Consider the following 14,616-nt stretch of genomic DNA (forward strand, 5'->3'; position numbering starts at 1 on the left):
GGTTAGCCGTCAATACGTTCAAAAATCTTTTCGATTTTCTCTTTAAGGGTGGCAGCCGTGAAAGGCTTGATGACATAGCCGTTAACACCTGCTTGAGCCGCCATAATAATCTGCTCGCGTTTTGCTTCAGCCGTAACCATCAGCACGGGCAAATTGGCCAAATGCGGGTTCGCCCTTACCGCCCTTAACAAGTCGATGCCTGTCATACCCGGCATGTTCCAGTCGGTTACCAGAAAGTCGATACCGCCTTTCTCCAAAATAGGTAACGCGGATTTACCGTCATCTGCTTCCACCGTATTGGTAAACCCAAGATCTTTTAATAAGTTTTTTACTATTCTTCGCATTGTTGAAAAATCATCAACAATCAGAATTTTCATGTTTTTATCCAAGGACAATCTCCACCCAGATCACGTCATAATTTAGAGAAATACTTTTTATCGCCAAACCGCACAAAACCCTAATACTTGCGCCAGCCTATAGCTTTGCGCCATTATCTTTCCCTTCCAACCAATCCGCAAGCCTGGCCCGCAGCCGCAACATGGCTTGGCTGCAAATCTGGCTCACCCTGGATTCGCTCACTTCCAACACTTGACCAATCTCGCGCAGGTTCAATTCGTCATCGTAATAGAGCGACACCACTAGGCGCTCTCTTTCCGGCAGTTCCGAGATAGCTTTTGCCAACGCCTGCCGAAAACCCTGTTGAATCAATTGCTCCTCGGGCAAATTATTACCATGAACGTCGTCAATGACACTATTTTCTCCCTGAATCAATTCTTCAACACTAAAGGTTTTACAGGATACGGTATCTTGTAGTATCTGCCGATATTCTCCCAGCTCGATGCCCATGTGATGGGCTACTTCGGTATCCTTGGCATCCCGGCCAAACTGGTTTTCTATTTCGCGTATCGCTTCGGCAACCATGCGCGTCTTCTTATGCACGGATCGGGGTGTCCAGTCGGCACGGCGCAGTTCATCCAGCATTGCGCCGCGAATCCGAATGCCTGCGTAGGTCTCGAAACTGGCGCCCTGTCCGGCATCATAATGTTTTAGCGCTTCCAATAATCCCAACATACCCGATTGAATCAAATCATCGATTTGCACGGTATCGGGCAAACGCGCCATTAAATGGTAGGCAATGCGTTTCACTAGCGGCGCATGCTGAATCACCAAAGCATCGGTGCTTCCAGCTTGCATCGCAGCATACATTGCCGCTCCGGTCACGCCACATCCTCCCGGGCACTATATTGAATCATGCGCTCGACAAAAAACTCCAGATACCCGCCTGCTTTGGGCTTGATTGGCCAATGATCGATTTTTCGGGCCAGATTTTTAATCGCTAAAGCCGACTTGCTCTGCGGAAACGCCTCTACAACGGGGGTTTGTTTTTGTACGGATTTTTTCAGATAGTCATCCTGCGGCACCGCTCCGACAAACTGTAGCGCAACATCCAGATAACGATCGGTGACCTTGCTTAATTTATTGAACAAGGCTTGGCCATGCTCGGCGGACTGCACCATATTGGTAATGATGTGAAAACTGTTGAGCCCATAGTCCCGATTCAATAACTTGATATAAGCATATGCATCGGCCAGCGAGGTCGGTTCGTCGCATACCACCACAATAATTTCCTGACAGGCGCGGGCAAAATTCACCACGCTTGCGGAAATACCCGCCGCCGTATCGACGATCAACACATCCAGTTCCCTATCAATGTCGCTGAAGGCCCGAATCACGCCGGCTTGTTCGACACTGCTTAGATCAGACATTCGTTGAATCCCCGAGGACGCCGGAATAATTTTTAAGCCGGCAGGCCCCGTCATCATGATCTCTTTCAGCGTTTTCTCGCCTGTTAATACATGGGATAAATTAAATTCCGGGAACATACCCAATAAAATATCAACATTGGCCAACCCCATATCCGCATCCAGTATCGCCACTCGCCGTCCAGCCTTAGCCAAAGCCACGCCTATATTGACCGATAAATTGGTTTTGCCCACTCCACCTTTGCCGCTGGTCACGGCTATCACTCGCACGGGTTTCATTTGTCTCATTTGCCTTATTCCAGCCGCTTGGTCTTGTGACTTATGCATGACTTTCCGCCATCCACTGCTCGTAGTTCATCGAGTCTGTATACTGTTCGCCTTCATCTTGCAACAAGCATTGCTGAATCAGCACATCGGCATCCGGCACATAAATATCTTCCGGAACCTGCTGACCATCGGTGATGAATGACAATGGCATACGCCGTTCGATCAATGCCGATAAGGCTGTCGCCTTACTGACCGCTTCGTCAAATTTAGTAAGTATAGTTGCTTGCGGCTCAAGAATCCGGAATGCGTCCATAATTTCCAAAGCCGCCTTGTATTGCGTGGTGGCAGACATGACCAAATAGGATTGAATAGGCAGATCGCCGTGTTGCAAGGTTTTAATTTGCTCCGCCAGACGCAAGTCGCGCTGGCTCATGCCCGCGGTATCGATCAAAATCAACCGTTTATCGGAGAAACTATCGATATGTTGGCGCAACTCGTCCGCATCACCCGCCACCCGCACAGGTACATCCAAAATTTTGCCGTAGGTATTGATTTGTTCGTGTGCGCCTATCCGGTAATTATCGGTGGTAATCAGGGCAATTTGCCTTGAGCCGTGTTTCAACATGAATTGCGCGGCCAGTTTGGCAATGGTAGTGGTTTTACCTACTCCCGTGGAACCCACCAATGCGGCAATACCGCCCTGCTCCATTAAACGGTCGTCGGCAATCGGCACCACTCTGGCCAACATTTCCTGCGATTTGGCCAAAGCAATTTCAAATTGTTTATGACTTCCCAGCCGATTGGTAATTTTGCCGGCCAAGTTCTTGGAAAATCCGCAGTCCAACAACCGATCCAGTAATTCCTGGCGCATGGGCTGCTCACTGGGGAGCGGCAAGTGGGTAATGCCTGATAATTTTGTATCCAGCAGTAACCGCATATCCTTGATTTCCTTGCGCATCTCCTCCATGAATTTATCGGAAGACGGTGCTTGCACAGGCTTAAGTGTCTCATTGACTAAGGGTTTACGGGCTGTATTGGCATTTGCAGCCCAAGCTGGCTTTTCTGCAACCTTTTCCGCTACCTTAAGCTTTTCAGATATTTTTTGCGCACTGACACTGGCTAACTGCACTTTTTCGGCGTATCCAATATATTGATCAAGATTACGCCGCACAGGATTTTCGGCTTCATTACTTTTTTTACGCGCGCTGCTAACTAAATGAGCCGGCTTCTCGTCACCCGAAAATTCGGGTAAATCATATTTTTTTAAACGTTTGGCGATCAATTCTTCTTCTTGCTTTTGCTTGAGGTTTTTATGTATCACCTCTTCGTCAAAATCGCGGGCAGCAACTATTTCCACGCCACCATCTACAGAACGATTGGACATGATCACGGCATCGGCGCCCAATTCTTCTTTCACCATACGCATGGCCTGACGGATATCTGCTGCAAAAAAGCGTTTTATTTTCATCGCCTGTCCTCGTTAATCATTAAGCTCGCTGGCCTACTGTCGAAATCACTCGAATTTGCCTATCCTGAGGAATTTCGTTGTATGCCAACACATGCAAACCGGGTATGGAATGACGGACGAAGCGTGCCAGCCAAGGCCGGATAAAGGAAGACACTAACAACACCGCTGCCTGCCCTTCCATTTCCATGCGCTGCGCGCTTTCTTCCAGCGACTGATGCATTTGTTCCGCTAAACCGGGTTCTAACCCCGCGCCACCCTCGCCCGCCGTCTGCAATGACTTATGCAATATCTGTTCCAAACTTGGATCTAGCGTAATAACCGGGATCTCCATCTGTACCCCATTGATTTCATGGACAATTGAGCGCCCCAACGACACCCGGACAGCCGAAGTCAAGATGTCCGGATCTTGACTCTTGACCCCGTAATCCGCCAAAGTTTCGGCGATCGTCCGCATATCGCGTATGGCCACTTTCTCTTGCAATAGATTTTGCAAGACTTTTACCACCACGCCCAACGGCAACGTTTTAGGCACCAGATCTTCAACCAGTTTCGGCGCCACTTTGGATAAATTATCCAACAGCTGCTGCGCCTCTTCGTAGCCGAATAATTCGTACGCATTACTCTGCAAAATATGGCTGAGATGCGTAGCGACCACCGTGCCGGGGTCGACTACGGTATACCCCAAAGTCTGCGCCTGATCTTTTTGCGCCAGTTCAATCCACACCGCATCCAAGCCGAAAGCCGGATCCTTACAAGCCACCCCCTGCAAACTGCCAAATACCCGTCCAGGATTAATAGCCATTTCCTTTTCCGGAATAATTTCGGCTTCGCCCACCGTAACCCCCATCAAGGAAATGCGATAAGCGGTAGGCGATAAATCCAGATTGTCGCGGATATGCACCGAGGGAATTAAAAAACCCAGTTCTTGAGACAATTTTTTCCGCACACCTTTGATACGGGTCATCAATTGCCCGCCTTGATTTCTGTCCACCAATGGAATCAGACGGTAACCCACTTCCAGCCCGATGGTATCGACCGGCATCACATCATCCCAGCCCAATTCCTTAACTTCGGCCTTGGCCAATTGCTGTTGCGGCGAAACGATGCGCTCCATCTCCAGGGCTTTTTCTTCTTCCAGTTTGCGCCTATGGTCGATTAGATAGGCCGCGCCGGCCAATGCCGCCGCCAACAAAATAAACACCATATTGGGCATGCCGGGAATAATGCCCAACAAGCCCATCACACAGGCAGTAACCAACAAGGTTCTTGGATCTTGGAACAGCTGCGCGGAAACCTGCTGCCCCAGATCCTGCTTACTGCCCCGCACTCGCGTCACCACCATGGCCGATGCCACCGATAACAGAAGGGCCGGTATCTGCGCCACCAGGCCATCGCCAATCGTCAATAACACGTAGGCATTGGCCGCTTCGGCAAAGCTCATGTCATGCTGCCCTACGCCGATAGCCAAACCACCTATCACGTTGACAAATAAAATAATAATGCCCGCCACCGCGTCGCCGCGCACAAACTTACTGGCACCGTCCATGGAACCGTAAAAATCCGCTTCAGCGGCCACTTCTTCCCGTCTGGCGCGAGCCTCATCCTGATTGATCAACCCTGAATTCATGTCGGCATCAATCGCCATCTGCTTGCCGGGCATGGCATCCAAAGTAAAGCGCGCGCTGACCTCGGCCACCCGTCCGGCGCCCTTGGTGACGACCACGAAATTGATGACCACTAAGATCGCGAACACCACGATACCCACGGCAAAGTTGCCGCCGATAACGAACGATCCGAAGGCCTCGATAACCTTACCGGCCGCATCTCCACCTTCATGCCCCTTCATCAGTACCACTCGGGTCGAGGCCACATTGAGCGCCAGACGCAGCAAGGTCGCCACCAGAATGACGCTGGGAAACGAAGCAAATTCCAGCGGTTTCATGCTGTAGATCACCACCAACAGAATGATCAGGGAAAACGCAATGTTGAAGGTAAAGAACAAATCCAGTATGAAGGCCGGCAATGGCAACACCAGCAACGCCAACAACATCAGGATAACCAGCGGCGCACCCAAGCCCATACCCATCAGCGATTTTAAGGTAGCGATAATTTTTGCTAAATCCATGATTGGTTTGGTTCGATTTTATTGGCGAAAGTCGTCGGGAACCGACACATCGCTGGGTGGTACCGGTTTGTTCCAGCCGTTTTCAGTCGCCGCCCTGAGTTGAAAAACATAGGCCAGTATTTGCGCCACCGCCAAAAACAAGCCTCGCGGGATTTCCTGATTTAATTCAGTGGAGTAGTATAAAGCCCTGGCTAAAGGCGGTGCCGCCACCAGCGGCACTTTATTGGCCAAGGCCAGATTACGAATTTGCGCGGCCACCAAGTCGGTGCCTTTTGCCACCAGCAAGGGTGCACCGGAGCCATGCTGGTCATATCTTAACGCCACGGCAAAATGGGCAGGATTAGTCACGATGACATCGGCACTCGGTACCGCCTCCATCATACGCCGTTGCGCCGCCTGCATTTGCATCTGGCGAATTTTGCCTTTGACTTCCGGACTGCCTTCGGATTCTTTGTTTTCATCGCGCACCTCCTGCTTGGTCATCTTTAATTGACGCTGATGATTCCATAACTGATAGGGTACATCGATCAACACCAGCAATAAAAATGTTGCGCTCAGTACGAGCACGGACATGACAATAATATCCCCGGCACGCATCATCGCCCGTTCAACCGTCAAGCGATCCAACATCATCAAATCGTCGAAATAAACCTTAAACAAATTCCAAGCCACGAAGCCGATCAAGAGCACCTTGATAATGGCTTTGATTAACTCGACGACGCCTTGAATGCCGAAAATTTTTTTTATGCCCTGTAACGGATTCAGTTTGGAAAACTTAGGCTCGAAGGCTTCGCTGGAGAAGTTCCAGCCCCCCATTAATAACGGCGTCAATAAATCGGCAATCATTAGAACAATCATCAGCGGCAACACAACCGCATAACCTTCCGAAAAAGCCAGTTTGAAATATATGACGGGCGTCAATGGGTCAAAAATCACCTCACGGGACAGTTCGAATTGGTGCCGCATCATTTTCAGTAAGCCCTGTATCATGTAGCGCCCCATATAGAAAAATAATGCGGCGCTGACGATCAGGGTGACGAAGGTATTAAGCTCTTTGGAGCGCGGCACCTGACCCTTTTTGCGCGACTCGGAAAGCCGCTTACTGGTAGCGTCTTCGGTTTTATCCTGGCCGGAATCATCTGCCATCAGCTCAGTCTCAACACTTGGCTAACCAGCATGAATCCATCCTGCAGTTTTTCGGTAAAACCTTCCAACATGCCGACCAATCCGATCCAGATCAGCAGCATACCCAGCAGGATAGTCATCGGGAAACCTATACCAAATAGTTGTAATTGCGGCGCGGCTTTCGAGGCGATGCCGAAGCTGATATTGACGAATAGTAAGGTTGCCATAATAGGTAAGGCCAACAACACCCCATCGGAAAATATCCGGCTACTCCAGGCAATGATTTGCCAGAGATTGGCTTTTTCCAAGCCATCGGCGGCTACCGGTAAACTGTGAAAACTCTGCGCCAACATCTCAATTAGCAACAAATGCCCATTAACGGTCAAAAACAATAAACTGGAACTAATCACAAATAGCTGGGCAATCACCGGCGTTTGAACGCCGGTAGCCGGGTCGACCAAAGACGCAAAGCCTAAGCCCATGCTATAGGCTATGGATTGCCCGGCAAACAACAGAATCGAAAATACCATTTGTAAAATAAATCCGGTAGAAACCCCTATCATCAACTGCTGTACGCTAACCGCCAGTCCGGCGGAACTAAATAGCTCGACCGCTGGCATCTCCGGTAACGTGGGCGCTACCACCAACGTGATCAACATACTCAGCATCACTTTTAATCTTGCCGGAATACTATTGACGCTAAACACCGGAATGGAGATAAACATGGCACTGACCCGCATGAACGGCCAAACGAACGAGGCAAGATAGGCGATAAGCTCGTCTTCTTGAAAATTCATCCTATTAAATTTGGAATTTCGCGCATCAAATCTTGAAAATAATCGATGAGCATTTGCAACATTCCCGGACCGGCAATCATCAACACCAAGACAATGACGGCGAGTTTCGGAATAAAGGTGAGGGTTTGCTCCTGAATCGAGGTCGCGGCCTGAAACATTGAAACCAATAACCCGATAGCTAAAGAAGACAATAAAATCGGGCCCAACAGCTTTAAAGCTACTAAGACCGTTTCCTGAGCGATTACCGATATGGTTTCGGGGTTCATTTACAAGACCGCAACGTTAGACATAAAAACTGGCCGCCAGCATTTCCAACACCAAAGACCATCCGTCCGCTAACACAAACAGCATAATTTTAAAGGGTAAGGATACGATCATGGGGGACAGCATCATCATCCCCATCGACATCAGTACGCTGGCCACGACTAAATCGATCACCAAAAACGGTAGAAACACCAGAAAGCCAATCTGAAAGGCGGTTTTTAATTCGCTAGTGACATACGCGGGCAGGAGCAAGGAAAAAGGCACGTCTTCAGGCTTGTTTATCTGCTGTTTGCCCGAGATTCTGACGAACATATCGATATCGCTTTCGCGGGTTTGCTTGAGCATAAATTGTTTAAATGGCTCGGATGCGGTTTGCAGCGCGGTAATGGCATCCATTTTTTCTTCCAGATAGGGCTGTACCGCCGTATCGTTGACCTTCTCCAAGACCGGCATCATGATGAAGATAGTCAAAAACAACGACAAGCCTAACAGCACCTGATTACTTGGGGCTTGCTGCGCACCCAATGCCTGTCTTAACAAACCCAGCACAATCATAATGCGGGTAAAAGAGGTCATGGTTAATAACAATGCCGGCAGCAGGGTCAGCATGGTCATGATGGCTAAAATCTGAATCGTGACCGTATAGGTTTCGCCACCTTTGGGGTTTGTGGTTACGGTAATGGCATCTATGCCGGGAGTAGCCGCGCAGGCGACTTCAGGCACAACCAATAGCACGGCAACCAGCCCGCAGTACAGCATCCGCTTTTTACACATTGGACTTTCCTTGCTGCACCTGCTGTAATTTTTGCGCAAAAAGCCCGCCGTCTTCCGGGGTTTCCTGATTCTGAAATAAACGGGCGTCGCCTTCCAGCTCAAGCAACTTATCGATTCTGCCCGGCGTTACCCCTAGCAATAATTGCTTTTCACCTACCTTTACCAGCACCAGTTTTTCGCGCACCCCTACCGATAAGCCGGATATGACGCTCATCTGGCTTTTTCCCGCAAAAGATAAGCTTCCGCTTTTGCGTAATAGCCAAATAAAGCCTCCAAACAACACCAGGACGATCAACAACGCCAACAGCCATTGCAACACATCCGTATAGGATACTATTCCCGCGGCGTGTTTTGATGAACCGGCATCTTCGGCAGAACCGGCCATCACAGTCGACATAGCCAGAAAAAAAACCAGCAGCTGTGCTTTTCTCATCAACCCAATTTTTTAACCCGTTCAGAGGGACTGATAATATCGGTTAATCGAATACCAAACTTGTCGTTGACCACCACTACTTCACCATGAGCCACTAACGTGCCATTTACCAGTACATCCATAGGTTCGCCGGCAAAACGATCCAGCTCAACCACCGAACCTTGATTAAGCTGTAACAAGTTTCTGATGTTGATTTTGGTCCGACCGATTTCCAGCGATACCGTTACCGGCACATCTAAAATAACATCCAGCTTGACTTCATCCGCGTTGACATAAGATCTTGGTTTGCTATCTTCAAGATTCGGAAAGCCGGCAGCCTCGTATCCTCCTGAACCTTTTGCGCCGGCTTCCTGCTCTTTCAAGGCATCCCCCCAATCAGCTTCCGTATCCGCCTGCTCATCCATGGCGGCAGCCCAGTCATCACCTATCTCGTCGTTCTCACTCATGTCTGATTCGCCTAAACCGTCACATATTGTCTAAATTTACTTTTTCAACTATTTCAATGGCATAGTTACCATCCGACAATCCTAGCTTACCTTTAAATACCGGGACGTTTTCAACTTCCAATAACACGGTTTCGGGCATGTCAATAGGTATCACATCGCCTTTTTTCAGTTCAATCACATCGCTGATATGCAATTCCTTTTCTATCAACTTACTCGTCACAGTCACTTCGCTGCGCATAATTTCGGTTCTTAGGGATTCCTGCCAGCGACCGTCGACTTCGCCTCTGTCGCTGGTTACCGCATCCAACAATTCTCTGATAGGTTCAATCATGGTGTAAGGCATGGCAATATTGATATCGCCACCTCCGCCTTCAAGCTCCACGTGAATAGTCGAAATAACCACTATTTCGGAAGGACTGACGATATTGGCAAACTGTGGATTGACTTCCGAATTAAGATATTCGAAATCCACATCCATGACTGGCTTCCATGCCTCTGCCAGATCTTTAAAAATCATGTCGATAATCAGGCGAATGATGCGCATTTCGGTCGGCGTAAACTCCCGGCCCTCCACCTTGTTATAAAACTGGCCGCCACCGCCGAAGAAATTGTCCACCGCGGTAAAAACCAACCGTGGCTCCATAACGATAAGCGCCCGCCCCCGCAATGGAGACATACGAATAACATTTAGGTTGGTGGGCACAAACAATCCCTGAATAAATTCCGAGAATTTTTGCACTTGAATGCCTGACACCGAAATCTCGGCTGCCCGCCGCAGAAAATTAAACAAGGCAATCCGAAAATAACGGGCAAATCGTTCGTTAACCATTTCGAGAGTGGGCATCCGCCCCCGAACTATTCGCTCCTGACTATTGAAGTCGTAAAGCCTGGCGGCCTTATTAAGCCCTTCATCCTCAAGGCTGGTATCCACATCGCCGTCGTCAACGCCATGCAGCAGCGCATCTATTTCATCCTGAGAGAGTAAATCCGCGGTTGACATTTATTGCATTACAAATTCAGTAAAATAGACCGCTTTAACCGGGTTTTTCTTCGTCATGAGTTCCATTACTTTTCCAATCTCAGTTAACATGGTTGCTTGTAACTCTTGCTTACCCTCTAACGTTTTAGCCTTGTCCGCGCCAATAGAGCTAATGGCCATCAATAGGTTATTACGAATCATGGGCTCATGCTTCTTCAGCACAGCAACGTTAGCCTCGCCTTTAACCAATACGGTTACAGACACCTTAATAATTTTAGCGCTGGCACCAGCCGGAAAATTGACCAATAACGGATCACTCAGTTCGTAATACTGCTCTTCCTGAGCGGGGTCAGCTTCGTCTTGCATTTCCTCCGCCGCCGCTTTGTTCTCGCCATTTTTACCGGTTTGTTCGGAATCGGCCGGCTTGCTTATAAAAAAGAAATAACCACCGGCTCCGCCGCCCAGTAACAAGACTACCGCGGCTATAATGATTATTAGTTTCTTTGATGACTTTTTCTCGGCGTCTTTTGGTTCAGTTTCAGCCATACCCTACCCTTGCAAATGAATAAGCATTAAATGAGCCAAACTAGTCAGCCGGCACTTATTGCCTGTTACCGTTAGATCAATCTGTATCGATAATACAAGAAAAAACATTGTTTTAGAAGAACATCCCCTAAGCGACAATGCAAACAGATACTTTTCAAGTATAGTCGGGGAAATGTGGAAGTTTTTTCAGCGGGACAACAAGCGTCAAAATTCAGACAGTCTTGCCAATAGACAGGGGACGGTAGAGAGCGCACTCTCTACCGTCTGCAAAGATTACAGCGAGTTTACTGCGTTCAACTCCAGGAAGGCTTGCTGCAAACGAACAACCATGCCCTCTTGACCGGCACGTTGCCATACCCGAGGATCATAGTATTTTTTATTCGGTTTATCGGCACCGTCAGGGTTGCCGATTTGACCTTGCAGATAGCCTTCGTTTTTCTTGTAAAAATTCATCACGCCTTCCCACGTTGCCCACTGGGTATCGGTGTCGATGTTCATTTTAACTACGCCATAGCTAATGGATTCCTTGATTTCTTCCGGAGACGAGCCGGAACCGCCATGGAATACGAAAGTCAACGATTTAGCCGGCAAGCCGAACTTTTCTGACACGTATTTTTGGGAATTATCCAAAATTGACGGCGTCAGTTTAACGTTGCCAGGCGAATAAACACCATGTACGTTACCGAATGAAGCCGCTATAGTGAAATTAGGGCTGATTTTGTTCAAATGCTCGTAAGCATATGCCACGTCTTCAGGTTGGGTATATAACGCCGAATGGTCCATACCACTATTATCCACACCGTCCTCTTCACCACCGGTACAGCCTAGTTCGATTTCCAGCGTCATACCCATTTTCGACATGCGTTCCAGATATTTTGCGCAAGTCTCGATGTTTTCTTCCAGGCTTTCCTCGGACAAATCCAGCATGTGAGAACTGAATAATGGCTTACCGGTTGCGGCAAAGAATTTTTCACCTTCGTCCAGCAAACCATCTATCCATGGCAGCAACTTTTTCGCAGCATGGTCGGTATGCAGAATAACCGGCACGCCATACAGTTCCGCCATCCGGTGAACATGGTGGGCACCGGAAATCGCACCGACGATAGAACAGCCTTGACCTTCCAATTTCAGACCTTTGCCGGCCATAAAAGCAGCGCCGCCATTGGAAAATTGAATAATGACTGGCGATTTTGCCTTTGCGGCGGCTTCCAAAACCGCATTGATAGTATCAGTACTGATTACGTTTACCGCAGGTAATGCAAAATTATTTTCTTTGCAGATTGCGAACACTTTTTGTACATCTTCACCGGTTACAACACCGGGTTTTACAGCATCTAAGATTTTTGTCATGCAATTTATCCTGTTATCTATAAATGAAGGCCGCGTACTCGATTCGGCGGCCTTGCAAATAGGAAGTCTCGCCGGTAAGGATGACTTACACGGCGTTAGACGATCTTTAAGCTTCCAGAGCCGTCAAACGGTCTGACAATAGTTTTTCCAGCGTTTCCAAAGCCTTAGCAAAACCAGCGATACCTTCAGCCAATTTTTCCTTGGCCATACGGTTTTCTTCGTGCATACGTTCGAAAGTCGCTTTATCTACATTGATTTTCTCGATTGATGCACCAGCAGCTTTGGCAGGATCCAGTTTACGAGGCAAATCGCCTTCGACAGATTGCAGCTCAGCCAACAAAGAGGGAGCAATTGTCAACAAATCACAACCGGCCAGTTCAGTAATTTCACCGATGTTTCTGAAGCTTGCGCCCATTACTTCGGTGTTGTAACCGAATTTTTTATAGTAGTTATAAATTTCGGTCACGGACAATACGCCTGGATCTTCTGCTGGAGCATAGGAATCGCGACCGGTATCTTTTTTGTACCAATCCAGAATACGACCTACGAAAGGCGAGATCAGAGTGATGCCGTTTTCCGCGCAAGCGATTGCTTGGTGCAAGCCAAACAGCAAAGTCAGGTTACAGTGAATGCCTTCTTTTTCCAAAACCGCGGCAGCTTGAATACCTTCCCAAGTTGCAGCAATTTTAATCAGAACGCGTTCTTTGGAAATACCCGCCGCTTCGTATTGCTTAATCAGGTCACGACCTTTAGCAATAGTGGCGTCACCATCGAAAGACAAGCGCGCGTCAACTTCAGTCGACACTCTACCTTCGATAATTTCCAAAATTTTCAGACCAAATGACACCGCTAAACGGTCAAATGCTAATGACACCACTTCCGAGGCAGCCGCACCGGCGCCCAGAGTTGTACGAGCACCTTTCAAGGTATCGTCGACGATACCTTGATATTGCGGCATTTGAGCTGCCGCGGTGATCAAAGATGGATTGGTGGTTGCGTCACGCGGTTTAAATGTTTCAATAGCTTGGATGTCGCCTGTATCTGCGACTACTACTGTCATTTCGCGAAGTTGCTCAAGTAAGTTTCTGGCCATGGAAATATCCTCGTTGTGTAGTTTAAATGGAGGTTCCTGTTATTAAAATTTTAATTGCTTATCTTCAATATAGAACTGCAACTTGATTTCTTATAGGAATATTTGAAAAAACTGTTTAATGGTTTGTATGAAAGCAAAATCGCCACTCATCGCAACCCCGGACTGCTTTGGCAGACGCTTAAGGCGCAACTTGTGGCGATCCTTCAACAATAACCTGCTAACTAATTTTGGAGCCCTCGGAGCGGAATCAAATGTCCGCCATCCGGGTCCTATACAATCGATTAACCTTTATCGCGCAAATATTTTTCAACGCCAGTTGCTTTTGCCGCCGCTGCTTCTCTATCTTTTACAATTTGTTTAGCCATATATTTAGCTACGCCGGTTGAAGGATTTTCTGTTTGCTTTTCTAAATACTTGGCAACACCGGTTTTATTGGCGCCCATTTTTTCCAAGTATTTTTCCACGCCCGTAGCGCCACCGACAGCAACATACTCGTCAGCAGTCGATCCCGCTGCTTTTCCGCCTGATTTTTTACTATAAACCACAAAACCAATTGCAGCCAATGCGATCAGACCAATATATGAAAAATCGGACGAAGCTGCTTTTTCGGTTTCTATTACTTCAAGTTCCGCGCTAGCAGCAGATACGTTAGCCGAGGACTTTGAAGACGAGCCTGAACTTGGCGCGGCGGAACTATGTTTATAGTCTGTATCTTTAAATAGCACTTTTGGTTGAAAGCTAGCTGCCGGAAAATTCGGATCCGCTTCCGCCGCAACTGCAGCTGCCGCCGGCTTTGATTCCGGAGCACTTTGCGCACTTTCATCGCTAAACAGCACTTTTGGCTGAAAATCCGCGGCTGGATAATCAGAATCGGCCAACACGGAAGAGCTGGCAAATACCAATGCTGCCAAAACGGCTTTAGTCAATTTATTCTTTTTCACATTTATCACCTATGATTCGTTGAACCTAACCGGGGCTTGAAAAATCAAGCCCCAATCTATTTTTTAAAGCACTGCTTCGACGTTGGCGACGACATTATCCACGGTAAAGCCGAACTCCTTGAAGAGTTGGCCTGCCGGTGCGGATTCGCCGAAACGGTCCAGGCCGACGATTTTGCCATGGCTGCCGGCATATTTCCACCAGCTATCGGTGACACCGGCTTCCACCACCACGCGTTGGCTGACGC

General features: G+C 48.2%; 17 protein-coding genes. All 17 read right to left on the minus strand.

The features are described 5' to 3' along the window. Positions 1 to 2: 2 nt before the first annotated feature. Positions 3 to 389, minus strand: a complete 387-nt coding sequence (gene cheY, locus M0R33_RS11845) for a chemotaxis response regulator CheY (RefSeq protein WP_292569040.1) — start codon at positions 387 to 389, stop codon at positions 3 to 5. An 85-nt stretch (positions 390 to 474) separates the two neighbouring features. Further along, a complete protein-coding gene (locus M0R33_RS11850; protein ID WP_292569042.1) occupies positions 475 to 1,206 on the minus strand; it encodes an RNA polymerase sigma factor FliA in 732 nt (243 codons plus the stop codon). Positions 1,207 to 1,217: 11 nt separating this feature from the next. Next, positions 1,218 to 2,051, minus strand: coding sequence for a MinD/ParA family protein (locus M0R33_RS11855; RefSeq protein WP_292569044.1), 834 nt, complete (start codon positions 2,049 to 2,051; stop codon positions 1,218 to 1,220). 31 nt (positions 2,052 to 2,082) lie between these two features. After that, complete coding sequence (gene flhF, locus M0R33_RS11860) at positions 2,083 to 3,498, minus strand: flagellar biosynthesis protein FlhF (RefSeq protein ID WP_292569046.1); 1,416 nt, start codon at positions 3,496 to 3,498, stop codon at positions 2,083 to 2,085. 19 nt (positions 3,499 to 3,517) lie between these two features. Continuing rightward, positions 3,518 to 5,623: a flagellar biosynthesis protein FlhA gene (flhA, locus tag M0R33_RS11865; protein ID WP_292569048.1), complete on the minus strand. Its 2,106-nt coding sequence runs from the start codon at positions 5,621 to 5,623 to the stop codon at positions 3,518 to 3,520. Positions 5,624 to 5,641: 18 nt separating this feature from the next. After that, positions 5,642 to 6,769 (minus strand): flagellar biosynthesis protein FlhB, encoded by a 1,128-nt coding sequence (gene flhB, locus M0R33_RS11870; RefSeq protein ID WP_292569050.1) that lies wholly within the window; start codon positions 6,767 to 6,769, stop codon positions 5,642 to 5,644. Beyond that, entirely contained in the window at positions 6,769 to 7,545 is a 777-nt protein-coding gene (gene fliR, locus M0R33_RS11875) for a flagellar biosynthetic protein FliR (RefSeq protein WP_292569052.1), read from the minus strand. Before fliR ends, flhB begins: the two co-directional genes overlap by 1 nt. Beyond that, positions 7,542 to 7,811: a flagellar biosynthesis protein FliQ gene (fliQ, locus tag M0R33_RS11880; RefSeq protein WP_292569055.1), complete on the minus strand. Its 270-nt coding sequence runs from the start codon at positions 7,809 to 7,811 to the stop codon at positions 7,542 to 7,544. The genes fliR and fliQ overlap by 4 nt, the downstream gene beginning before the upstream one ends. 16 nt (positions 7,812 to 7,827) lie before the next feature. Next, the gene (gene fliP, locus M0R33_RS11885) at positions 7,828 to 8,583 is read right to left on the minus strand and encodes a flagellar type III secretion system pore protein FliP (protein ID WP_292569058.1); all 756 of its coding nucleotides are present in this window, start codon (positions 8,581 to 8,583) and stop codon (positions 7,828 to 7,830) included. Next, positions 8,576 to 9,016, minus strand: coding sequence for a flagellar biosynthetic protein FliO (gene fliO, locus M0R33_RS11890; protein WP_292569061.1), 441 nt, complete (start codon positions 9,014 to 9,016; stop codon positions 8,576 to 8,578). The genes fliP and fliO overlap by 8 nt, the downstream gene beginning before the upstream one ends. Next, entirely contained in the window at positions 9,016 to 9,462 is a 447-nt protein-coding gene (gene fliN, locus M0R33_RS11895) for a flagellar motor switch protein FliN (RefSeq protein ID WP_292569065.1), read from the minus strand. The genes fliO and fliN overlap by 1 nt, the downstream gene beginning before the upstream one ends. A gap of 19 nt (positions 9,463 to 9,481) precedes the next feature. Further along, positions 9,482 to 10,462, minus strand: coding sequence for a flagellar motor switch protein FliM (gene fliM, locus M0R33_RS11900; RefSeq protein WP_292569068.1), 981 nt, complete (start codon positions 10,460 to 10,462; stop codon positions 9,482 to 9,484). Continuing rightward, a complete protein-coding gene (locus M0R33_RS11905; RefSeq protein WP_292569071.1) occupies positions 10,463 to 10,987 on the minus strand; it encodes a flagellar basal body-associated FliL family protein in 525 nt (174 codons plus the stop codon). A 273-nt stretch (positions 10,988 to 11,260) separates the two neighbouring features. Continuing rightward, on the minus strand, positions 11,261 to 12,337 hold the full coding sequence (gene fbaA, locus M0R33_RS11910) for a class II fructose-bisphosphate aldolase (RefSeq protein ID WP_292569074.1): 1,077 nt from the start codon (positions 12,335 to 12,337) through the stop codon (positions 11,261 to 11,263). A gap of 106 nt (positions 12,338 to 12,443) precedes the next feature. Next, the gene (locus tag M0R33_RS11915) at positions 12,444 to 13,430 is read right to left on the minus strand and encodes a transaldolase (protein ID WP_292569077.1); all 987 of its coding nucleotides are present in this window, start codon (positions 13,428 to 13,430) and stop codon (positions 12,444 to 12,446) included. 281 nt (positions 13,431 to 13,711) lie between these two features. Next, complete coding sequence (locus tag M0R33_RS11920) at positions 13,712 to 14,371, minus strand: hypothetical protein (RefSeq protein ID WP_292569080.1); 660 nt, start codon at positions 14,369 to 14,371, stop codon at positions 13,712 to 13,714. A 63-nt stretch (positions 14,372 to 14,434) separates the two neighbouring features. Then, positions 14,435 to 14,616, minus strand: a 182-nt coding sequence (locus tag M0R33_RS11925; RefSeq protein ID WP_292569083.1) for a hypothetical protein, incomplete at its 5' end; no start/stop codon positions are given.

The sequence above is a fragment of the Methylomonas sp. genome (genome assembly GCF_023228165.1).
In the GTDB taxonomy this organism is placed as follows: Bacteria; Pseudomonadota; Gammaproteobacteria; order Methylococcales; family Methylomonadaceae; genus Methylomonas.